Here is a 22,692-nt window from a genome sequence, read left to right as displayed (position 1 = left end):
ATGCTTAGTTAAGTATATGGCTGTCTGCAAGGGTTGCTTTTACCGCAGCGGGTTTGCTCAATAAGAGCAGGAGAATCAATATTTTAGGTAGAAATATAATAAGATGACATTGTTTAGAGGTTTTGAAACACTATTATATTTATATGAGGAGTGTTAGTTATGGTCCATGCAAAGGATGTTATATCGGATCAATTGTTGGCAAATGCAAATGACCCTAGTTGGTACCTACCATTTTCAGATTCAATAAGAGGACTGACTGAGGATCAAGCATTTTGGAAACCAAATGAGGAAAGTAATAGTATTGCTGAGATCGTACAGCATCTACTATATTGGAATCAAACATGGCAAACAAGATACAAAAAATCTCACGTTGATGCCGTTCCTTCCATTGGAAATAATAATAACAGCTTTATTATTCCTGAAAATCATTCATTTGCTAACTTAAAAAAACAACTATTAGAGGTGCTTTTACTTTGGCAAGAGTTATTGTCTGAAGAAAAAGTTGAGAGTGAAGTGAATGGCTTTTCTGAACATGTAAAATGGTGGGAAGTTCTCGGAAATGTGTCAACTCATAATGCGTATCACATAGGTCAGATTATTTATATCCGAAAGTTGCAAAAAAGCTGGAAAATAAATGTTGGAGAAGATGAATAAATAGAATGTATACAAGTGATTTCTTGAGCTAAGGCGCGCTTATTTCAAGTAGGAGATAAGCATTTTTCTTTGAACTAAGCAGTTTAGTTGAAGAAAAATTTTCCTCTAAAATTATGGAATTGCTACATGAGAAAGGATGTAGAATATGAAGTTATTTATAGAAAATATGAATGAAGAAATAGCAAAAGATATACTTAGCTGGGAGTATGAAAAACCATATGATTTCTATAATAATGAATTAACAGATCAAGAAATAAAGGAAAGACTCGATGGTTCATATTATGCGATTGTAAATGATAAGAAAGAAATATATGGATTTTTTTGTGCTGGAGAGAATGCACAAGTTCCAGTCGGGAAAAAAATTGGTGTTTATTCAGACGACTCTATAGATATGGGGCTAGGAATGAACCCTAAAATGGTAGGGAAAGGTAACGGTTTTGAAATATGTTCTTTTATTCTTCGATACATTGAAAAAAACTATATAGGTAGTCCAATTCGATTAACTGTGGCAAAGTTCAATCAAAGAGCTATTCATTTATATGAAAAACTTGGTTTAGTTAAGAAAGACGAATTTACCACGGATTTTGCAGAATTTATGACGATGATCAAATTATAACAGCGCTCGAAGATACTTGAAGATACTTTAAGGAGGTTAATATTAATAAAGAAAAAGTTTAAGTTATGTACGATGGTCACCATATTCAAGTGGTGAACTGGTTTACAGGAGAAAAGTTATATGTAAACAGACAATTACAAGATGAAAATATTGGATTTGCTTTAAGAGTGGTGAACTAAAAAGTAGTGACAATATACAGTTCATACCAACTTTTGATTTTAAAAAGAGAGGAAATAAAAAATAAAAGGGTAGAAATACGGTCATTCCAGCTTTTAGAAGCAAAAGGGTGCTAAAACGTTTCTCGTTGTTGTCTGAAAAAACTTTCAAATGAGATAGAAATTCTTTTCACTTTGAGGTTGTAGTTGAATGTTAGTTGTTTACTTTTCGATACATAGCTTTGTTATTATAGCAAAATATTTTTAGAAGTATTTATAGTATGAAATAACATGAAAAATATGTACCTAAGATAAAGGAGAGTAAAATGTATACAATTGGACATGTTGCTAAATTTTTAGGTGTATCTAGAGATACCTTAAAATTTTATGAAGAAAAGGGATTAGTTAAACCTAAACAAAATAAGGATAATGGGTATAGAAAATATAATCGATTTGATATATATAATATAGCCACAGTAAATTTCTATAGAGAAATGGATATTGAAATAAAAAAAATTAAAGAACTAAGAAAAAGCAAGAGTATAGAGGGAATAAAATCTTTATTAGAAGAGAAAGAACAAAAGGTTTTAGAAGAAATAGAATATAAGAAGCTTCTTTTAAAAAAGATTCAGATCGTAAAAGAAGATTGCGAAAAAATAAAACAATTCTTAGGAGAATACACAGTAAAAGAAATGAAGCCTTTAGAAATAAAAGAAGAAATAGAGCATTTCACTGCGTTTGATGATTATGAAACTCTTAAAGAGAACACGGACAGCTTGAAAAATGCCATTACTCTAACGTCATTAAGAAGAGTCATAAGATTCAATGACGAAGGTATTCTTGAAGATAAGTTTATCATTGTAAGAAAAGTAAATGACACTCATGAAGAAAATGAAGGTGAGATTTTATCTCATCCAAAATGTATGTATACCATTATTGAAGATGGAAGGTGGTCAACTGGTGGAAAAAATATTGACCATAATGTGGAAGCGAGTTTAAGAAGAGTAGCAATAGAAAAAGGATATGAACTTTTGGGGCTAGTTTATATCAATCTATTACTTACTACTTATGAAGAAGGACTTGAACGTGTATTTTTAGAAATGTATGTACCTATAAAATAATGCAGACATGTATTGACCTGTGAGTAACCCCTAGGTTTAAGCTGAAGGTATTCGTAAGTAGAAGCGATAATAAATTTACGAAATACTTACCTTGAAGAGGGGATTATACATGAATGGTGAAAAGAAACTAAAAAATCCAGTCACTAGTTTTATTTTGTTAACCAATATCATTTTTTTACCGCTTTTTATTCTTGTAGGAGTCATAAGGATGTTAGAATTTCCTGTATGGGTCTTTGATGTCATGCTCTGTATATCAGCTTGGTCCTCAACCTTTGCTTTTGGAGTGTTATTTAAAAGAATCTATCCAGGGCAGAGTTTTATTCAATTTGCAAAAGATAGGTTCAAGAATAAACTCAAATTTTCTGTAATTCTTACGGTAAGTATGATTCAAGCTTTCATATTTTTAGTGATTTTGTTTATCGTATCTAATAATAGTGAAGCAGACTCTATTTTCACTAAAACTTCATGGGGAATGCTGGTTTATTTCTTTTTTAAAAATCTTCTGTCAGGTCCCCTAGGAGAAGAAATAGGGTGGAGAGGATTCGCTCAAATTGAGCTTCAAAAAAAGCATTCGCCATTAAAAGCTTCGATAATCTTGGGATTTTGGTGGGGAATATGGCATTTACCTATATGGTTTACTACAGGGTATGTGGGCATTGATTTAGTCAAATATATGCTGTTCTTTATGATTTCAATTCAGTCCACTACAATCATCATGACCGTATTCTATAACTTAAATCAAAATTTGATTGTTCCCATTATCATCCACCAATTCTTTAATTTTTTTATTGGCATAATAAATGGAAACTTAATCGATTTAATCATGTATAACGCATTGTTTTATTTAGTAGTTGCCGTTTTGATAATCGTTATAAATCCAAAGAAAGTATTCTATGGAAAGAAGATACATACATTAATAATGGATAACAATACATGATTTGTATAATAAGTTAATATAGTTAAATTGTTGAATAAAAGGGTGCTCTACTTCAATCTAGGGCACTTTTTTCTTTAACTAAATGTAACAAGATTGTTTCGGCTGCAATTATATTACTTAATGACCAAAAGGAAATATTACGAATTAAGATCTTTTGAGAGGTTGGGAAATGTCAGGTGGAGTAGTTGGGCAAGGTGAATCTCTGAAAGGCGTAATGTTAAATGCAATGCGAGTAGTACATATTATTGATTTCTAAGAAGAGCCCATTGGATGGGTTCTTTTTGGTATAAAAGAAAAAATCGATGTATCAGATTATGATATAAAAGAGTAGACATATGTATCACTTAATGATATATTATTTTTAGATGTATCACTTTAAGATATATCAAAAAAAGATATAGAAGGTGATTGGTTGAAGAAAACTGAGCAATTAACAGACTCAATGTTTTATATTATGGCTGCTCTAACCAAACCAAAGCATGGTTACTCAATTATGAACTTAATTGAACAAACAACAAAAGGGGCAATTACTATAGGTCCTGCTTCGATGTACACTATTATTAAAAAATTATTAAAACAAGAGTGGATTTATTTGCATGATGGATCAGATTCAAGACGTAAAACATATCTGCTTACTGAAAAAGGTAGAGAAGTGTTAGAAGAAGATGTGAAGCTAAGAAAACTGATGATTCAATTAGCTGAAACTGGATTGAAGGAGGTTGAAGAATGAAACAAACAAAGTTTATTACGTCAGGTGGGTTAGCTTTTTCAGAGGATAAAGACATGGAAAAATTACGCAGATTTTCTTTGAAGGGTTGGCATGTCAGTGATTTTAAGTTTATGGGCTATACACTTGAAAAAGGGGAACTCGAAGATTATATTTACAGTGTAGATTATCGCTCATTAAAAGAGGATGAAGAAGAGGAATACTTTGGCTTTTTTTCATCTTCTGGATGGTCGCATATCGCTTCTGAAGGATATATTCATTTATTTCGAGCATATTCTGGTACGCAACCGATTTACAGTGACCGAGACACATCGATTGAGAAGCATGATAATTCAATTACCTCGATGAAACTCTTAGCAATTCCGTTAGTTTTAATAACGATACTCGCATGGGTTGGAGCAATGTTAAGTTCGGATACTTTAAAATTATTACTACAGGTAATAGCTGTTATTTCCACTGTAATTGCCATCCCAACTGTTTGGACTGTTATCGCAACATACAATAACAAATGGAAGGTAAAAGAAAAAAAGGGATTAGTTAATCTATTGAAAATTATACCTATCCTTCTATTCATAATTGCTGTTAATATTTTGTTATTTGTCGATGGTAGTGAACTCTACCTCATAGCGTCTATGGTAATTGGAGCAATCGCACTTCCAACTGCAATTTGGGTCATCATGTCTCTTTACCACAAAATAGGTGGGAAGAGAGTTTAGTAGAAGAATCAAATGATTCAGTTTTTAGACATTATGGAGCTAATGAGTAACTTTTGTTAAACAAGTGGCTACCTGTAAGGGTAGCTTTTTCATTTCAGTTGAATAAGTATTAAACAGTTTTTTAAATCTTAGAGGCTATTCAGTTATGAACAAGGGAGAGAAAACAATGCTACAATCACTGATTTTTGATATGGATGGAACTCTATTTCAAACAGATAAAATTTTAGAATTATCACTCGAGGATACTTTTAACCATTTACGAACATTAAATAAGTGGGATACAGTAGCTCCTATTGACAAATATCGTGAAATTATGGGAGTCCCTTTACCAAAAGTATGGGAAGTTTTATTGCCTAATCATTCCGATGAAGTAAGAAAACAAACTGATGCTTATTTTCTGGAAAGATTAGTTGAAAATATTAGAAGTGGGAAGGGTGCATTATATCCTAATGTAAAGGAAGTTTTTAGTTATTTAAAAGCGAATAATTGCTCCATTTACATAGCGAGTAATGGGTTAACGGAGTACTTAAACGCAATTGTGAGTTATTATAATTTAGATAAATGGGTTACAGAAACATTTAGTATTCAACAAATACAAACGCTGGATAAAGGGGATTTAGTTAAAACTATTTTAAAGAAGTATGATATAAAAAAAGCAGCAGTAGTCGGAGACCGTCTATCTGATATATATGCGGCTAAAGATAATGGATTAACAGCAATTGGATGTAATTTTGATTTTGCACAAGAAGATGAACTCACACAGGCAGATTTGGTAATAGATGACTTAATTGAACTAACCACTTTATTACCTAAACTGTAAAATAACTTCTTCCACTAACTAGGTACTATAGTTAAATATTAAAAAAGTACCTTAGATATTTTCATTTGGAAAGTTTACTCAAAATTGGAACCTATATTTATTTCAAACGTATTTAAGGAAAGGGCAGGCTAGCTAATAGGGAAATGGTGGGGGATGCTTTTGTGAGTAAAAATGAAGACCAATATATAACACCAGAAAATTTTGGACATTACTTCTTAAATGGAAATCCAGAAACACTTTATAAACAATGTATTAAAGATTTTAAAGAGTTAATAACGATTGGACAATTTAAAGAATTAGTACAGTCATTTAATCATAATGTTGAAAGTTACCAACTAATTAAAACGACATTGATAGGATCTTTTGTTCAGTATTTATGGTTAGATAACCATAGCGAAAAAATAATTTGTGTTTTATTCGATTCGATGGACGCTATCCATCGCCTTTTATTAAAACCCTATATAACCTTTCCAAAAAGTGACAAACGTTATTCGAAAAATGCATATACGTTCCCTATTAAAGAAGATTGGTTTGTCTTTTGGGGTGGAACAAATGAATTTATTAACTATCATTATATTTATGAATCACAACGTTATGCATATGATTTAGTTGTGATGAAGGATGACCAAACCTATAAAGATAACAAAATGCATAATGAAAATTTCTATGCATTCGATAAAGAGGTCGTTGCACCAGCAGATAGTAAGGTCGTAAAAGTAATTAATAATATTATTGATAACATTCCGGGCGAGATGAATGAATCACAGCCAGCAGGAAATTATGTCATTTTAGAGCATTCAAACAAAGAGTATAGTTTACTTGCCCATTTTAAACAACATTCCATTATGGTAAATGAGGGAGATATAGTTAAGCAAGGACAAAATATTGGACTTTGTGGAAATTCTGGAAACTCATCTGAGCCACATATTCATTTTCAAGTTATGGATTCGCCGGATTATATGAATTGTCAATAAATTCGTATCAATTTTATCGATGGAATAGAGCCAATTCAAGGGGATACTGTAACGCAATGTATTAAAAAAAAGAAAGAAAAAATGGATACCTTTGATAAAGTTGAAAATGCATTTACATTAGCAGACTTTTTCTTATTTATTCCTCGAATTATAGGTTCTTTCTTTAAATAAGGGTTATGGTAAAGTAGTTAGTTTTATAAGGAATTGTCTGGTAAATTGCATATAATGGAATTATCATACTGAGGAATTGAGGGATTATTATGTTTAATTGGCTTACAGAAATAGAAGAACCTCCATTCCAATTTAATAATGATGATAATGGTGAATTAAATTTCAAGAGATTGGATTCAACTGTCGAATTAAGTGAAATGAGCACGGTTTGCCAGCTTTTTGCTTCTTTTGATTTAGTTTTTGGTAAAGATTCCCTCACAACATTACCAACCTCAAATGACAATGCTTTAGAAACTATAATGAATGAAGTAGTTCCTCATTATTTAGATATAAAGCAAATATTCATTGATGGGAAGCTTAAAGAAATAAATGTAAGATTCCTTAAAAAAGAGTCTAAAAAGATTGTACAGGATTTGCTGTCAAATGGTATATATCCAGTTATTCCTGATTTATATCGTACAAAACATCTTAATTTGGCAACTAAACCAAGAGTAGTGAAACACTATTTGGTGAATCAAGAATTGATCGATCCACTAGACATTAAAGAGACAGAGAAAATACGAGGATTTTTTATGTGTTCATTCTTTATTGAAAATGGATCAATATTACTTCAACCAACTGGATGGAAGTTGGATGAAAATTTAAAAGAGTCATTGACCATTCGTGCATTTATTACATTTGCAAAACAAATTGTTTTAGTAGTAGATAATAAAAATATGAGTGTAATTGGACTTCATATTTACGGATGATTGTATTGGTTTCTAGTATAAACTGGTGCTTTGCTTCAAGAAGAAGTAAAGCTTTTTTTATTGAACTAACCCAGCAGTTTAAGTAAAAAAGCAGGAGTTTAAGGAGTTATGTTGAATTGGCTTTTATAAGACAATCAAATTAAAGAGAAGGTGGAGTCATGAAAGCACTATTAGTAATTGATGCACAAAATATAATTGTGGAATTTAAAGATTTTCAGCAAGAACTAAACAAAATTGAAAGTATTATTCAAGACTTTAAAGAAAATGATGAACCTGTAATATTTATAAGAAATATAGATGATGATGAAACAAGCCCTTTCAATAAAGAATTGCCAAGCTCAGAACTGCATCACTCTCTAAAGGGATATGCAGATATTGTAATTGAGAAGAAGTCACCAAGTGCTTTCATCCATACAGAACTTAGTGAAAAGTTAGACCAACTCGGTGTAGAACATCTGTTTATAACAGGATTTAACACTGAGTTTTGTTGCCAGTTTACTGCAATAGCAGCATATGACAGAGGTTATCAAGTCACATTTATTGAAGATGCTACAGGAACTGTTAATGACGAAGCCACATATGAAATGAAAGAACTGGATGTAAGGGGTTTCGTAGGGACAGTTTTACATTGGTCTAATGTTATTGAGGTATTGGATATAGAGGAATATATTGAAGAGTATAAATCAAGGAGAGTTTAAATAATTTATACGTGAAATGTTATTGTACTTTCGGTGCAAGAGTTGGCTTAAGAACAAATGTTATGATTATTTAAAATAAATATGATAGGTGATTTTGATGAGCGAAAGTTTAAGGGTGATAACGTTAAGCGGGTTAGATCAAGCACAAAATGCGAAAGTAAAATCTCTTCACTCTGAACTAGTTCCTTTTTTTGAATATATCTTAGAGTTAGTTTACCGTGAGAAAAATCCATATATGTTAAATAAGCTACTAGCATTAGATTTATGTAAACCTTTCCCTTATACCGATACGTCCAAAATAATGAGTGATTCTAAAGAATTGATCTTGGAAGACGACTGTATAAATGCTGATATGAATACATACTGGATGAACATTAATGGGATTTTAAGTTATATTCTTAGGGGACGTTCTCAAAATATACCACAAGGTCAGATAGATTGGCTTCAAATGTCATTCTTTAATCTCTTCCAACAATATAGTTTTTTGGAAGAACATATCGGTTTATATCCAGGTTTTTATGAAGAATATATTAAATATGAAAAAGCACGAAATTTAATATTCTGTTACCTGTTTCTAGAAGCTTTATAAAACAAACGGAGTCATAGTTCAATAAGAGGAATATGTTGGGGGCTTATCGATATAAGTACACGGACCAAGAGAGTCATAGGAGGGGAACTGTATGTTTTATAGGAGGAAATTTTATATTGTAAAAAATGATTTCGTTGAAAAGTTTAATGATCATTTCGACAAAACTAATTTACCTAATCAACTAAAGTACGGAGCAAGATTGGTTGGACGATGGTTGAAGGATAATAAGGATAATACTACAGAAATTTTTGCTATTTGGGAATATGACAGTTATGACAATTATATAGAAATAGAGAATAATGTAAAAGGTGACAATGCTCACGTCAAACGAATTAAAGAGTGGTACGAGAAAAATGGTGGTAGGGAACACATTTTCACTGAATATATATTGGAAGTGAAGAATGAAGAGTTAGTATCTACCCTACGATAAAAAACTAATAATGTTCAAGAGATGGAATAATTAGACAACCATATTGAAGCCCATTGTGCTAAGACAGGTTACTTGAGTTTATGATTTTATCTGCTTTAATTTTGGTTATTTCTACAGGAGTATATGGTTGAATGACTTAGAGGATTTACCTTTTACCTTTACTTATTGTGGTAGGCCTTACATTCTGACACTACCAATTACAGCGATATTATATTCAAGAAACTTTAATATTATAACTTATCGATGGTGATACCCCATCTACAAGTTAAAGGGTGTCGAAATAGATTATAGAAGAGTAAAGAGGAGTGGCAGCATGAAAAATAAGTATAATAAATTATTGATTTACTTATTTTCAATTGGGGTAATAATAATTTTTTCTTTTGGTATTTATCAATATTTGACTCACTTTTCAACTCGTGATGAAGCAATTGAAAAATATATCACAGAAATGTTTGATATTGATTCTACACAGTTAATAGATGTTGTTGAAACGGATATATCTAATGCTTATTATTTGTTATTACGAACAAATGGTTCAGATGTTATTAATACGACATCAAACGTGAAGATCCAAGAAAACATGTTTGGTTGGAAAGTTACCGCTGGATATGAAAGATCCTATGCAGATTTAGGTAAACATCTTATAGATAGAGAAACTAACACATTAAAATAATTCATATCACTGATTGGCAAGTTCTTATTGTGCTAAAGGTTGCTTTAGTTAAACAGTTTTTGTTTATGGAACTAACGCAGATGGTTTGTTGATAAGGAATTTTTTTTATTGAGTTAATTTCAGGTTGAGTATAATAGAAACTAGAAGTTTTACCATAGCTATTTTGAAAGGAGCTAATTGGTTTGTATTTATTTGAAAAGATTGTCATTAATGGTGTTGAACAAAATCCACTAGTTGAAATTAGGGATAATAATAATGAACAGCCAAAGAAATATACAAATGGGGAATAATACGCTTATTTTATAGAAAATATTCAACTAAAGTAGAAGAATTAGAAGATAAATCAAGAGCTAATACTTAAGTATAGTTATGTTATAGAGGAGACAACAGTCTGTTTCTGAATTGGTATACTTAAACCAAAGATAGCTTTAGTTAAACAAGACCATCACTTCGATGGTTTATTTTTTTATCAGAAACATTAAATTGTGATATATACACCTAATTAAAGTAACGGTTTAGTATAACAAATGGTATAAGTTTTGATTGAAAGAGAAATTTTAAAAAAATTGAAAGGAGGATGTTGTAATGATAAAAGTGTATTTATTGATGTTAATTGTAATAATTCTAACTGGTTGTAATGGGATTCCAGTTAGAGGCACTTTTATACAACCAGAGGGTAAAGTTATCTTAGAAAATAACGATTATTCGATGACTATAGGTGAATTCGAATGGAAAGAACGTGATTTTGAAGTAAGTAATATTAGTACTTCAGATAAATATGAATTAGCTGGTGAATTCACTACATTAGAAGGAAGTGGAGATGGGAAATTAGAAATTGAAATAGATCAAAACCCAACTTCAATAGACGCTAATCAGTGGAATACAGATTTTACAAGTACTACGATAGAAGTTAAAGGGAACAAAATAACCCTTCCATCAGAAAAAGGATATTATATTTATGAAGTTATTGTTGAATGGCCGCAGGGAAAAGCAACTTATATTTTTGATATTGATATATTATAACCAAAAATTGTTATAGAAAAGCTAATGCATATATTAACTCCTAGAACGTAAAAAGGATAGTTCACTATATAAATTCTCAGAAATAGAATATGTATTAGGGGTGATAATATGTCATTGATTTGTATAGAAGGAGCAAGTGCCGTAGGAAAAACAACAACATCTCATGAATTTGCAAAAAGAACCAATGCTTTTATAATTCCGGAAGTAAATTTATTATTCGAGCACCCGAAAGTAGAGTCAAAAACCTGGTATATAGAACGTCAAATAGAACGTTGGTTAATTGCTCAAGAAAAACTTAAAACTTATGATACTGTTATTCTTGATGGCGATATTTTTCAACTACTAAGTTATAACTGGTGTTTCGATTTTAAATTATATAATCATAGTTTAGATTTTATTTCTGGATTTTACCGAAATGAAATTAAAGAGGGGAGAATTAGATTCCCTGATAAGTATTTCTATCTATATACTGACAAAGAAAATTTGAAAAGTCGTAAGGAGATAGATATTACAAGAAAAAGAGGTAATTTTGAAAAACATTTAGAAATAGTGGAACCTCATCAACGTTATTATGAGACATTAAACTATTTTATTCCTGAATATGTTGAACTAATAAATGCAGAGAGCATACAAGGAAATATTACATCTATATCAGATAATGTTTGTTCTTATCCTGTAAGTTTCCATTCAGTAGATTTACTTGATAATATCACAAAATGGTTAGCAAATAACAAGGCATAGTCTTGCTCCTATTTAAACTAACGAAAGTTTAACTTCAAGAAGGGAATTGATACAAAATATGAATAGTTCTGCTGCATGACCGGCTAAAAGGGTGCGTTTAGTTAGATGATAATGGAGTTTTCATGTTGAATACGAAGGGAAGATTCATATAATAAAAGCATTAGTTGGATTTAATCTTTATCGAAAAACCTGAAATTAATATTAAGCTATACGCCCACAGTAACCATGCAGCGAAAAAAGGTAATGAATCAGTATGTAAGTTTAAAAAGACTTTATCAAAAAAAATAACGCTAAATATATCCAAAATCATTCCTGGGAGAGCAATTTGGACTGATGTCATTAGACGCTTTGATTCAGGTATCTTTCTCAAATAATAATAAGCATACGTTGCAATTATTATTAAAGGTATGGTCAGAATAAAGGTAATAATCAATAAAGACACATTCCCAGGTATCAGAAATAGTTGTCCGTAAAAACGGAAAAGTAATGTCGCAAAAACCCACAATAAAATGCCCCAGCTTACATTTATCATAAAATTCACCTCTAATAAAGATTTAATATATATTATTCTACATAGATTATTAATCTCCTCGTATCTTCGGTAAATTTTATGTAAAGATGAGGTGCCGAAGCTAAGTTACGAATAAAAGTGTAAAACAAGATTTATAACTAATTGGGAGAGTTATCCAAAAAGTGTGCCGAATTCTGATAGCTCTTTAAAACTGCTTGAGTGGGAACAATAATAACTGATCAGGAGTGTGGAAGAAGGAATTTAATATAAAAGTGTAGAAAATATAATATTCAACATATATTTTAATATTGGCAACTATTAAATGTAAGGGAGCAATCACCATGAAGGCGATGATATACGATAGGTACGGAATGACAGACGTTCTTATGCTCAAAGAAGTAAAAATACCAGTTATTCGGGACAATGAAGTACTGGTAAAAGTTCATGCTGTATCTGTGAATTCATGGGACTGGGACCTCCTAAGAGGTAAACCATTCTTAACTCGTATTGGAGGATTGCTAAAACCAAAATACAAAATCCTCGGAGCGGACATAGCGGGGCGGGTTGAAGCGGTTGGCAACGGCGTAAAACACCTTCTTCCAGGAGATGAGGTACTTGGGGATATTTCCTGGTGTGGCTGGGGCGGATATGCGGAGTATGTATGTGTGCATGAAGACGCATTATCCTTAAAACCACCAAGTATGACATTTGAACAAGCGGCAGCCATTCCACAAGCTGCTGTTCTAGCCTTGCAAGGTCTTCGCGATAAAGGACATATTCAGGAAGGGCAAACGGTTTTGATTAACGGTGCAGGCGGAGGTGTGGGCACGTTCGCGTTACAGATTGCCAAATTACATGGTGCTGTAGTAACCTGTGTAGATAACACGGATAAGTTGGAAATGCTGAAGACAATGGGAGCGGACCATGTTATTGATTACACTCAAGAAGATTTCGTGCAAAAAGGTATATTGTATGATCTTATTCTTGATGTAGTAGGAAACCGGTCTATTTTCAATTATAAGGATTTATTAAAACCTAAGGGCACGTACGTCATGGTCGGTGGTCCAATGTCACTAATATCCCAAGTATTGTTTCTGGGACCTGTTATTTCTAAGATGGAAAAAAAGAACATGAAATTACTTGTCCATAAACCCAATAAATCTGATCAAAACATCCTACTGGATCTTTTTGTACAAGGAACAGTACAACCTGTAATAGATAAAAGTTATCCGTTAAGCCAGGTTGCAGACGCTATAGAGTATCTTAGTGAAGGAAAAGCACAGGGGAAAGTTGTCATCAGTTTGGAACAAAAAATACTTTAAAGAATTGTACTTCAAAAAGATTTTAATTATATTATTAATCCTGTTTATGGTCCTGAAGTAACTATTCGTTTAGTTTTTTGTTCAACTGGGTATTTGACTCTTGATATAGGGAGGAGAAAGAAGAAATTCCCCTAAAATAGTAAATAAATGCATAGACTCTTTCTGTCAAAACACTCAACTTTCCCTAATGGTCTGGGTGTTTTTTATTAGTTATGTTATGTATTGATTATAAAGGTATTCTCACTTCCGAGTGATTTACTTCAAAAGGAGTATTGCATTTTTTATTGAAATAACACGGAAGTTATAAGAGTATCTATCAATTTTAAAATATGTAAAGGGTGAGTTATATTGGGTTCAGGAATAATGCACTTGATTATTACTAATAGAATTGCGGAGGGTCTATTGATAGAAGATAGAACTTCATTTTTACTTGGAGGCATTGCAGCAGATGCTGTTTCCACTAAAGACTTAACACATTTCTTTAAAGGTGATGTACAAGATTATACAAGAAGCATTGATTATAAAGGATTCTTACATAAATATAAATCACAAATAGAAGACCTTTATATATTAGGGTATTTTACACATTTAATCGCCGATGATATTTGGTTAAAAGGTTTTTATCTTCCTTGGTTGAGAATCAGGATGGAAGAAAATAACGAAATACTTCATTTGTATCATAATGATTTCCGATAATTAAATGGTAAATTATTAGAATACTATGGCTTAAAAATGATTTAAGTAGAAGTCTAAGTAAGTTTCCTACAATTTTAGATTTGGAAGAGGTTAAGTCTGAAGAAGTAAAAAAGTTCCTTCCTTTTCTTTTAAATGATATGGAATACGATAAAGAAGTTTTGAATGAAAAACTTGATGTTTTTACGTTTAATCAGATAATTGGTTATATAGAGACATCAGTTAATATGGGATTATTAAATATCAAACGTTTATCACGATAAGATGTTATACTAGCTGGTGCTTTAATTCAAACAGTGGAAAAGCTGGTGAAAGAAGTTTAAGTATTAGCTTTGTTTCCTTAACATCAAGTGGTAAGAAAGGAGTTATTCATTTGAAATTAAGTATTTCTCTCTTTGTAACTCTGCCTTTCCTGTTAATGATAACTAGTTGTACGCATAGTAATTATATAGAACAAGATGAATCAAAAAAGGAAAATTTTATCGATATAGAAGAAGAGAAAGTATTAATAATTGATGACTCAGAAGAAGTGTTTTCATATTTAACCGACCTTTCGGAAGAAGAATTACAGTCATATGAATTATTTACAAGGGAGTATGACACAAATTACTTAAAAGGTTTTTCACCAGAAAAGACTATACTTATATATATTCATTCAGCAGTTATCGGCGATATAGAAGCAATCTATTCATTGGCTTATTTTGATGGTGAGCTACCTGGTTATGATTCTTTTAAAGAAAAATATTATGAAAATCTGAACATCTCCAACTTAGAGATAGCCTTTGATTTTAGATATTATGATTCAATTAAAATAAAACAAGAGGATAGTAATGGCCTATTAGTCGAATTAATGGTCAACTATGGGAGGCTCACGGCTACAACATTAATGGGATTAAAAAAAGAAAATGAAACATGGAAAATTGAAGTACCAAACTTACTTCAAAATTGAGCTTTTCAGTATTTAGCCTTATTTAACTAGGGGGGCTTTATATGAAGAGCTTTTAATAACACATTAAAAAGATTGATATCATTTGTTTAAATTTAATAGAGTTAACGTGAAGATTAAAACAAGTAGCTAAAATAATAGAATACAAACGACGGAGGAGAAAAGTCCATGGGATTTCCAAATTTGGAAACAACACGGTTGAACTTAGTTCAAGTTGAAAAGGAACATGCTCAAAGCTTTTACGAAATCATGTCAAGAAACGAAGTGACCAAGTACTATGGAATGGAGAGTTTGAAAAGTCTAGAAGATGCTCTAAAAATAGTCGAGTCTTTCCAAAACACATACAAGAGCAAAAGAGGTATAAGATGGGGAATCGTATTAAGGGATACTGGCGAGTTTGTAGGTACGTTGGGATTAAACAATCTTAGCACCAGGAGTAAAAAAGCTGAGATTGGTTTTGAGCTGCATCCTTCACATTGGAACAAAGGGATTATGACTGAAGCTGTAAGGGAAATATTACGATATTCATTTGAGGATTTAGAAATATATAGAATTGGTGGTATAACTTATCCACAGAATGAGCCATCTATACAGTTATTAAAACGGTTGAGTTTTACTGAGGAGGGATTATTAAGGGGTTACCTCTATCAAAATAATCAGTCTCATCATGCTTTAGTTTTTTCATTGTTAAGAACAGAATGGCAATAAATATTATTGAACCAGTATAGTTAAACAAGTGATACATGTCCATCAAGGCGGAAATAACAAGGATGATTGGACAAAAATTGCAATCGCTATTTTGGCAGAAAATATTCTTTAATGATATCGATCTGTATACATTCCTTAAAAGAAAGGAGAAAATATAAATTTGATTAATTATTTTGAACGTAAAATAAGATTAAAAGACTTCGAAGTTTGGGATTTACGAATTGGCAAACGAAACTTATCATTATTCATATTAGATGAACATCGACCTGCTACATTAGAGGATTTTGAAATGCCAGAGCTAATTTATGAAGAAGATGACCAACGTGTGAATTATGTATCAGCTAAGTATTACTCAAAAGAAGCCGTTTTAGAAGAACATAAAGAAATACTTGGTGAATTTGCAAGAATGCTAACAGAACATTTAGCATTGGCACATTGTAAAGTTATTATAAAATTTTATCAAGAAAACCCTAAAAAAGCACTAGACCGAATTATGTTAGCTAAATATGGTTTTAAAGAGTCTGAAATTCCTTTAAAAAAACTATGGCAATTTAATCAAGAATAGAAGTTGAGTTATTTCCCTAAAGTTTTAAAATTAAAAATGATAAAAGGTTGTGTAGGACTGTAGAATGACTATGAAATAGTTGATTTAAATAGATACATATGGGGAAAGAAGGTATAAATATGCCTGGTGAGCTGAATAACTTTGCACAAGGATACATAGAAAATCCAGAGAGAATAAAAAAGTTATATAAACGAACATTAATCATTATCGTTATTTCTCAAATGTTTGGAGGAGCAGGATTAGCTGCTGGAGTAACAGTTGGAGCATTACTTGCAGAACAAATGCTTGGAACAAATCCATTTGCAGGGCTTCCAGCTGCTTTTTTGACTTTAGGATCAGCAGGAGCTGCTTTTTCAGTAGGAAGACTTTCTAACCGTCTGGGTAGACGCATGGGTCTTGCAACAGGCTTTATAACAGGCGGCCTCGGAGCAATAGGTGTTGTTTTTGCGACTGTTTTTAATAGTGTACCTTTATTATTTGCTTCCTTATTTGTATACGGTGCAGGAACTGCAACAAATTTACAAGCTCGCTATGCCGGTACGGATCTAGCAACTAATAAACAGCGGGGCACTGCTGTAAGTATAGCAATGGTTTCCACGACATTTGGAGCAGTTGCTGGTCCAAACCTAGTGGATGTAATGGGGGATTTCGCACTTTCAATTGGTGTTCCTGAATTAGCAGGTCCGTTTATTTTATCCGCAGCAGCATTTATATTAGCAGGAATTGTGATATTTATTTTTTTACGTCCTGATCCACTCATTATTGCGTTAAACATAAATACCAATAAAAAAAACAAGATACTTAACGAGACTCTCGAAAAGAAACAAAGTAATAAAAAAGGAATTACAATTGGAGCTACCATTATGGTTCTTAGTCAAATTGTGATGCTTGCTATTATGACAATGACACCGATTCATATGGGACATCATGGTTACAGTTTAAGGGCAATCGGACTTGTTATCGGGTTTCATATAGGTGCAATGTATTTGCCTTCACTCTTCACGGGGATTCTTGTTGATAAGTTTGGTCGAACTGCCATGGCGATTGCTTCTGGAATCACATTGCTGCTTGCAGGAGTTGTAGCTGCAATTGCACCCGCTGACTCTTTATTCCTTCTTGTTGTTGCATTATCGTTACTTGGAATAGGATGGAATTTGGGGTTAATAAGCGGTACAGCCTTAATTGTTGATTCAACAGAACCTTCAACACGTGCCAAAACTCAAGGGACTGTGGATGTATTTATTGCATTAGCAGGTGCAACCGGAGGTATCATGTCAGGACTGGTTGTTGCTGGTTCAAGTTACGAAACGTTATCACTTGCCGGAGGGATTTTGTCTTTAATACTCATTCCAGTCGTAATATGGTCCCGCAGTGGAAAAGAATGATGGTACTAACGAAAATATTTCTTGTTTAACAAACGAGTGCGATTGTTGAACAAGATTATCAGTTATTAACAACTCTCTCACTCTTAAGAGTTTGGAATAATAATGATTTTATATTGGTTTTTACTTTTAGTTTGAATTTAGACCTCCAGGGTACAATAGTACAGAGGACAAATTGTAGGTAGGAGGTGTTTACATGAATCAGAAATATGAAGAGTGTCTTAAAGCTTGCAACGAATGTCTAGAGGCTTGTAACAAATGTTATGATGCTTGTTTAAGAGAAGATCATGTAAAAATGATGGTCGAGTGCATTAGATTAGATCGAGCTTGTGCGGATGCTTGTGCATTTGCTATACAAGCAATGACTTCTAATAGCCCTTTTATGAAAAAGATATGTCAACTTTGTGCGGAAATTTGTGAACGTTGCGCGGATGAATGTGCTAAGCACGACCATGAACATTGTCAAAGATGTGCTGAATCTTGCCGAAAATGTGCAAAAGCATGTCGTGAAATGAGTATGTATGTAAGTTAAAATTACAAGGAATTTAATTTTGATTATTAAAAGGCTACTGTAAAAAGTAAGCAATATACTTTTTGTGGTAGCCTTAAATTTCTCTAAAAAAAAAATGAAAGTGATGTTCCATCTTGCTGTGACATAAATGTAGAAACTCGTCAGAATGAGTCTCTTTAATATATAGACATCAAATAATAGCTCTAAAACTTTCCACTTTACATACCACACCACGGTATGGTAATATGAAGTCAAGTTAGGAGGTTGAGCTGATGGAAAACGTATTGAAAGAGACTAATTACGATAAAGAGTTTGTCACATCCTGCCGGAAAAGCCATCATCCAGAACGTGTAAAAAAGGATTTAACAACTCGATTAAATCGTATAGAAGGGCAAATTCGAGGGATCAAAGGCATGATAGAGAAAGACGTTTACTGTGACGATGTAATTACACAACTGTCTGCGACACAATCTGCTTTAAATAGTGTAGCCAAAATTCTTCTGGAAGGTCATCTAAAAGGCTGTGTAGTTGATCGCCTTTCAGAGGGTGATGAAGAGGTATTAGACGAACTACTTGTGACGATTCAAAAGCTCATGAAAAAATAAAAAAATTTTTTAATTAAAATATACCCCGGTGGTGTATGCGGGTTATATATACTTCAATTAAGGAGAGAAAAAATATGCAAAATTTAACATTAAATGTACAAGGAATGTCTTGTGGACATTGCGTGAACGCAATCGAAAAAAGTGTTGCTCAATTAACTGGAGTAGAACTAGTAAAAGTAAACTTAACGGACGCGCAAGTATATCTAGCATTCAATGAAGTGCAAGTATCACTCGATAAAATTAAAGAAACGATTGAAGATCAAGGTTATGAGGTAGAATAAAAATTGATGGAGTGCTTCCATAGCACTCTCTTATTTTCAAAATTAGATACCCCTAGATGGTATGAAAGAGGTGGAAAGTAACATGAATACAGAAGTTAAAGAAGCTAACTTGCAAATTACAGGAATGACATGCGCAGCGTGTGCAATTCGTATAGAAAAAGGATTAAATAAAATGGATGGTGTCGAACAAGCAAGTGTCAATTTGGCACTTGAAAAGTCATCGATTAAATATGATCCGTCCAAACTGAGTGCAGCCGATTTTGAAAAGAAAATTGAAGCACTTGGTTACGGTGTTGTGAAACAAAAAGCGGAATTTGATATTACAGGAATGACTTGTGCCGCATGTTCTACTCGCATTGAAAAGGGGTTAAATAAAATAGAAGGTGTTGCAATTGCGAACGTCAATTTAGCGCTTGAAAAAGCAACAATTGAATTTAATCCATCAGAAGTAACAGTTGCGGACATTATTGCCAAGGTAGAGAAGCTCGGTTACGGTGCACATCAAAAACAAAAGGATACAGAACAAGTAGACCACAGAGAAAAGGCAATAAAAGATCAGAAACGTAAATTCATTATTTCAGCCATTTTATCGTTACCCTTATTATGGACGATGGTAGGGCACTTTACATTTACATCATTCCTATATGTACCGGATTTGTTAATGAATCCATGGATACAACTGATTTTGGCAACACCAGTCCAATTTATTATCGGGAAACAGTTTTATGTGGGTGCTTATAAAGCACTTCGTAATGGTAGTGCAAACATGGATGTACTTGTTGTCATGGGTACTTCCGCAGCCTATTTTTATAGTGTATATCAAGCAGTTGTTACAGCTGGAACACATCACGGTCCACACCTATATTTTGAAACAAGTGCGGTACTGATTACACTTATTATTTTAGGTAAATTATTTGAGGCAAAAGCTAAAGGACGTTCGTCTGAAGCTATAAAAAAATTAATGGGGCTTCAAGCTAAAACAGCCATAGTCGTTCGTGATGGAGTTGAAAAAGAAGTACCCTTAGAAGAAGTAGTGATAGGTGACACAATTTTAGTGAAACCAGGTGAAAAAATCCCAGTTGATGGGGAGGTTTTAGAAGGTATTACAGCAGTGGATGAATCCATGTTAACAGGTGAAAGTTTACCTGTGGATAAAAATACAGGCGATGTATTATATGGATCAACCATTAACAAAAATGGTTTCATCAAAATGAAAGCAACAAAAGTTGGTCGTGACACTACATTAGCTCAAATTATTAAAGTAGTAGAAGATGCACAAGGGTCAAAAGCTCCGATCCAACGTATGGCAGACCAAATTTCAGGAGTTTTTGTACCCATCGTGGTGGGGATTGCCATCCTTACATTCCTTGTATGGATTATATGGGTTCAACCGGGTGAATTTACACCTGCACTTGAAGTGTTAATCGCAGTACTTGTTATTGCTTGTCCATGTGCTCTTGGTTTAGCGACACCAACTTCCATTATGGCTGGTTCGGGTAGAGCTGCAGAATTTGGTATTCTGTTCAAAGGCGGCGAGCATTTAGAACAAACACAAAGCATTGACACAGTGGTAGTGGATAAAACAGGTACTGTTACACATGGTAAACCGGTATTAACAGATGTTTTAATAGCAGATGGTCAAGACGAAGAAAGACTTTTATCATTGATCGGTGCCGCAGAAAAACAATCCGAACACCCATTAGCAGAAGCAATCGTTGAAGGAATTCAAGAAAAAGATATCGAACTTGGTGTCGTCCAATTCTTCGAAGCAATTCCAGGTTATGGAGTGCAAGCAACAGTTTCAGGTCAAGGGGTTGTCATTGGAACTCGGAAACTCATGCAACAATATGGAATTGATATTACATCTGTACTCCCAGCAATGGAAGAATTAGAGCGTGATGGGAAAACAGCAATGCTAGCTGGTATTAATGGACAATATGCAGGACTAGTTGCAGTAGCAGATACAATTAAAGATACCTCTCGGGAAGCTGTACACCGATTACAACAAATGGGCATCAAGGTGATCATGATGACAGGTGATAATGAACGTACAGCCCAAGCAATTGGAAAAGAGGTAGGCGTTGATGCAGTTATTGCAGAAGTGCTTCCCGAAGGTAAAGCAGAAGAAGTGAAAAAGCTACAACAACAGGGCAAAAAGGTTGCAATGGTTGGTGACGGTATTAATGATGCCCCAGCACTAGCAACAGCTAATATAGGGATGGCTATTGGTACAGGTACGGACGTAGCGATGGAAGCCGCTGATGTGACATTAATTCGCGGCGATTTAAACAGCATTGCTGATGCGATTATAATGAGTCGTAAAACAATGCGCAATATTAAACAAAACTTATTCTGGGCATTTGGCTATAATACACTTGGTATTCCAATTGCGGCAATAGGATTACTTGCACCTTGGGTTGCAGGCGCAGCGATGGCATTTAGTTCGGTGTCCGTTGTACTGAACGCTTTACGTTTACAAAGAGTGAAATTAGAAAAATAAACACTATTATCTATAGAGTGAACTACGTTATACACTGTTTACTCTATAGATTACATGTTATTAGTATCAATAAAGAAGCATTTACCAAAAAATATAAAAATTTTTTGAAACTCAATAATACCTAACCTAGGTATGGTAATTAGAATAAAGAATATTATTTGGAAAAGGGTGGAAATGAATATGGATAGCGATGTTAAAAAAATAAAAATTGCGATAAATGGCGGAATAGGGTTTGGAGCAAAGTTAGATGCAAAACAACTTATGACAATCTCTAAATATATGTATGAAGATGATCAACTTGAGTTAACCACTTTTCAACAAATCTATATAGAAATACCAGAGAATAGAAAAGTAGAAATCATAGATGAATTTGAACGTGTTGGGTTGGCGTGTTATCCAGTAGGAAACTACGTAAAGAGTTTAAGAACATGCAATTTTTGCAAAGGAGAAGAAGAAGAAGGAATGCCAGTAGCAAAAGAGTTAAATAGACGCTTTGCTGGAAAACCTGTACCGTTCACTCTAAAGTTTGCTTATACAGGTTGCCCAATCGGCTGCGGTGAACCAATGTTAAGTGACATAGGAGTAATGAAATTTAAAGATAATTACAATTTATATGTTGGAGGAAAAGCAAAAGGAAAAGACGCCGAGGTTGGTTTCTTGCTGAAGGAGAACTTAACACCAGAAGAATTGTACGATACCGTAGATGAAGTAATTGCTTCCTATTCACAAATGGGCAAAAAACGGGAGACATTTTTTAATTTCTGGAAGAGGCTTGGTAAGGACCAATTAATAAGTTAATAAAATTGCTTTATTTGTTGTGAATTAATAAATAGGTAAGGGAAAATAATTCATCTTATTCTAGACGGTCCATTAT

The 22,692-nt window shown here is 33.1% G+C and carries 27 protein-coding genes; 26 read left to right on the top strand and 1 reads right to left on the bottom strand.

Annotation, left to right across the window (positions count from 1 at the left end; all coding sequences use genetic code 11):
- Positions 1–159 precede the first annotated feature (159 nt).
- From MKY60_RS11190 to MKY60_RS11120, 15 genes are all read left to right on the top strand, one after another.
- Positions 160–654, top strand: coding sequence for a DinB family protein (locus MKY60_RS11190; RefSeq protein WP_241599759.1), 495 nt, complete (start codon positions 160–162; stop codon positions 652–654).
- Positions 655–799: 145 nt separating this feature from the next.
- Positions 800–1,270: a GNAT family N-acetyltransferase gene (locus MKY60_RS11185; RefSeq protein WP_340929894.1), complete on the top strand. Its 471-nt coding sequence runs from the start codon at positions 800–802 to the stop codon at positions 1,268–1,270.
- 481 nt (positions 1,271–1,751) lie between these two features.
- Positions 1,752–2,546: a MerR family transcriptional regulator gene (locus MKY60_RS11180; protein WP_340929892.1), complete on the top strand. Its 795-nt coding sequence runs from the start codon at positions 1,752–1,754 to the stop codon at positions 2,544–2,546.
- A gap of 109 nt (positions 2,547–2,655) precedes the next feature.
- Positions 2,656–3,483 (top strand): CPBP family intramembrane glutamic endopeptidase, encoded by an 828-nt coding sequence (locus MKY60_RS11175; protein WP_340929890.1) that lies wholly within the window; start codon positions 2,656–2,658, stop codon positions 3,481–3,483.
- Between the two features lie 412 nt (positions 3,484–3,895).
- Complete coding sequence (locus MKY60_RS11170; RefSeq protein ID WP_340879806.1) at positions 3,896–4,213, top strand: PadR family transcriptional regulator; 318 nt, start codon at positions 3,896–3,898, stop codon at positions 4,211–4,213.
- A complete protein-coding gene (locus tag MKY60_RS11165; protein WP_241599750.1) occupies positions 4,210–4,926 on the top strand; it encodes a DUF2812 domain-containing protein in 717 nt (238 codons plus the stop codon). The genes MKY60_RS11170 and MKY60_RS11165 overlap by 4 nt, the downstream gene beginning before the upstream one ends.
- 166 nt (positions 4,927–5,092) lie before the next feature.
- Positions 5,093–5,746 (top strand): HAD hydrolase-like protein, encoded by a 654-nt coding sequence (locus tag MKY60_RS11160; protein ID WP_340879804.1) that lies wholly within the window; start codon positions 5,093–5,095, stop codon positions 5,744–5,746.
- A 161-nt stretch (positions 5,747–5,907) separates the two neighbouring features.
- The gene (locus MKY60_RS11155) at positions 5,908–6,720 is read left to right on the top strand and encodes a M23 family metallopeptidase (RefSeq protein WP_340929887.1); all 813 of its coding nucleotides are present in this window, start codon (positions 5,908–5,910) and stop codon (positions 6,718–6,720) included.
- A 260-nt stretch (positions 6,721–6,980) separates the two neighbouring features.
- Positions 6,981–7,640 carry a hypothetical protein gene (locus MKY60_RS11150; protein WP_340929886.1) on the top strand — a complete coding sequence of 220 codons (660 nt, stop codon included), beginning with the start codon at positions 6,981–6,983 and terminating at the stop codon, positions 7,638–7,640.
- 158 nt (positions 7,641–7,798) lie between these two features.
- Positions 7,799–8,338 carry a cysteine hydrolase family protein gene (locus MKY60_RS11145; protein ID WP_340929885.1) on the top strand — a complete coding sequence of 180 codons (540 nt, stop codon included), beginning with the start codon at positions 7,799–7,801 and terminating at the stop codon, positions 8,336–8,338.
- Positions 8,339–8,435: 97 nt separating this feature from the next.
- The gene (locus MKY60_RS11140; RefSeq protein WP_340929883.1) at positions 8,436–8,927 is read left to right on the top strand and encodes a YxiJ family protein; all 492 of its coding nucleotides are present in this window, start codon (positions 8,436–8,438) and stop codon (positions 8,925–8,927) included.
- 91 nt (positions 8,928–9,018) lie between these two features.
- Positions 9,019–9,357 carry a cytoplasmic protein gene (locus MKY60_RS11135; RefSeq protein WP_340929881.1) on the top strand — a complete coding sequence of 113 codons (339 nt, stop codon included), beginning with the start codon at positions 9,019–9,021 and terminating at the stop codon, positions 9,355–9,357.
- Between the two features lie 313 nt (positions 9,358–9,670).
- On the top strand, positions 9,671–10,030 hold the full coding sequence (locus MKY60_RS11130) for a hypothetical protein (RefSeq protein WP_340929879.1): 360 nt from the start codon (positions 9,671–9,673) through the stop codon (positions 10,028–10,030).
- Between the two features lie 585 nt (positions 10,031–10,615).
- Complete coding sequence (locus MKY60_RS11125; protein ID WP_340929878.1) at positions 10,616–11,053, top strand: hypothetical protein; 438 nt, start codon at positions 10,616–10,618, stop codon at positions 11,051–11,053.
- A 108-nt stretch (positions 11,054–11,161) separates the two neighbouring features.
- The gene (locus MKY60_RS11120; RefSeq protein ID WP_340929877.1) at positions 11,162–11,794 is read left to right on the top strand and encodes a chloramphenicol acetyltransferase; all 633 of its coding nucleotides are present in this window, start codon (positions 11,162–11,164) and stop codon (positions 11,792–11,794) included.
- A gap of 160 nt (positions 11,795–11,954) precedes the next feature.
- Here the strand turns inward: MKY60_RS11120 and MKY60_RS11115 are convergent, their stop codons facing one another.
- On the bottom strand, positions 11,955–12,326 hold the full coding sequence (locus MKY60_RS11115) for a DUF5367 family protein (RefSeq protein WP_340929876.1): 372 nt from the start codon (positions 12,324–12,326) through the stop codon (positions 11,955–11,957).
- A gap of 320 nt (positions 12,327–12,646) precedes the next feature.
- Between MKY60_RS11115 and MKY60_RS11110 the strand changes: the two genes are divergently transcribed.
- From MKY60_RS11110 to MKY60_RS11060, 11 genes are all read left to right on the top strand, one after another.
- Positions 12,647–13,627, top strand: coding sequence for an NAD(P)-dependent alcohol dehydrogenase (locus tag MKY60_RS11110; RefSeq protein ID WP_340929875.1), 981 nt, complete (start codon positions 12,647–12,649; stop codon positions 13,625–13,627).
- 348 nt (positions 13,628–13,975) lie between these two features.
- A complete protein-coding gene (locus MKY60_RS11105; protein WP_340929874.1) occupies positions 13,976–14,323 on the top strand; it encodes a hypothetical protein in 348 nt (115 codons plus the stop codon).
- Positions 14,324–14,693: 370 nt separating this feature from the next.
- On the top strand, positions 14,694–15,269 hold the full coding sequence (locus MKY60_RS11100; protein ID WP_340929872.1) for a hypothetical protein: 576 nt from the start codon (positions 14,694–14,696) through the stop codon (positions 15,267–15,269).
- Between the two features lie 165 nt (positions 15,270–15,434).
- A complete protein-coding gene (locus MKY60_RS11095) occupies positions 15,435–15,974 on the top strand; it encodes a GNAT family N-acetyltransferase (protein ID WP_340929870.1) in 540 nt (179 codons plus the stop codon).
- 160 nt (positions 15,975–16,134) lie between these two features.
- Positions 16,135–16,539 carry a hypothetical protein gene (locus MKY60_RS11090; protein ID WP_340929868.1) on the top strand — a complete coding sequence of 135 codons (405 nt, stop codon included), beginning with the start codon at positions 16,135–16,137 and terminating at the stop codon, positions 16,537–16,539.
- 119 nt (positions 16,540–16,658) lie between these two features.
- Positions 16,659–17,924 (top strand): MFS transporter, encoded by a 1,266-nt coding sequence (locus MKY60_RS11085; RefSeq protein WP_340929866.1) that lies wholly within the window; start codon positions 16,659–16,661, stop codon positions 17,922–17,924.
- A gap of 193 nt (positions 17,925–18,117) precedes the next feature.
- The gene (locus MKY60_RS11080; RefSeq protein ID WP_340929865.1) at positions 18,118–18,453 is read left to right on the top strand and encodes a four-helix bundle copper-binding protein; all 336 of its coding nucleotides are present in this window, start codon (positions 18,118–18,120) and stop codon (positions 18,451–18,453) included.
- Between the two features lie 251 nt (positions 18,454–18,704).
- Positions 18,705–19,037, top strand: a complete 333-nt coding sequence (locus MKY60_RS11075; RefSeq protein WP_241599721.1) for a metal-sensitive transcriptional regulator — start codon at positions 18,705–18,707, stop codon at positions 19,035–19,037.
- A 74-nt stretch (positions 19,038–19,111) separates the two neighbouring features.
- Complete coding sequence (gene copZ, locus MKY60_RS11070) at positions 19,112–19,318, top strand: copper chaperone CopZ (RefSeq protein WP_340929863.1); 207 nt, start codon at positions 19,112–19,114, stop codon at positions 19,316–19,318.
- Between the two features lie 82 nt (positions 19,319–19,400).
- Positions 19,401–21,818: a heavy metal translocating P-type ATPase gene (locus MKY60_RS11065; protein WP_241599717.1), complete on the top strand. Its 2,418-nt coding sequence runs from the start codon at positions 19,401–19,403 to the stop codon at positions 21,816–21,818.
- A gap of 180 nt (positions 21,819–21,998) precedes the next feature.
- Positions 21,999–22,616, top strand: coding sequence for a nitrite reductase (locus MKY60_RS11060; protein WP_340929860.1), 618 nt, complete (start codon positions 21,999–22,001; stop codon positions 22,614–22,616).
- Positions 22,617–22,692 lie beyond the last annotated feature (76 nt).

The sequence above is a fragment of the Psychrobacillus sp. FSL K6-1415 genome (assembly GCF_038003185.1).
In the GTDB taxonomy this organism is placed as follows: Bacteria; Bacillota; Bacilli; order Bacillales_A; family Planococcaceae; genus Psychrobacillus; species Psychrobacillus psychrodurans.
This window is presented reverse-complemented; position numbering and strand designations above follow the sequence as displayed.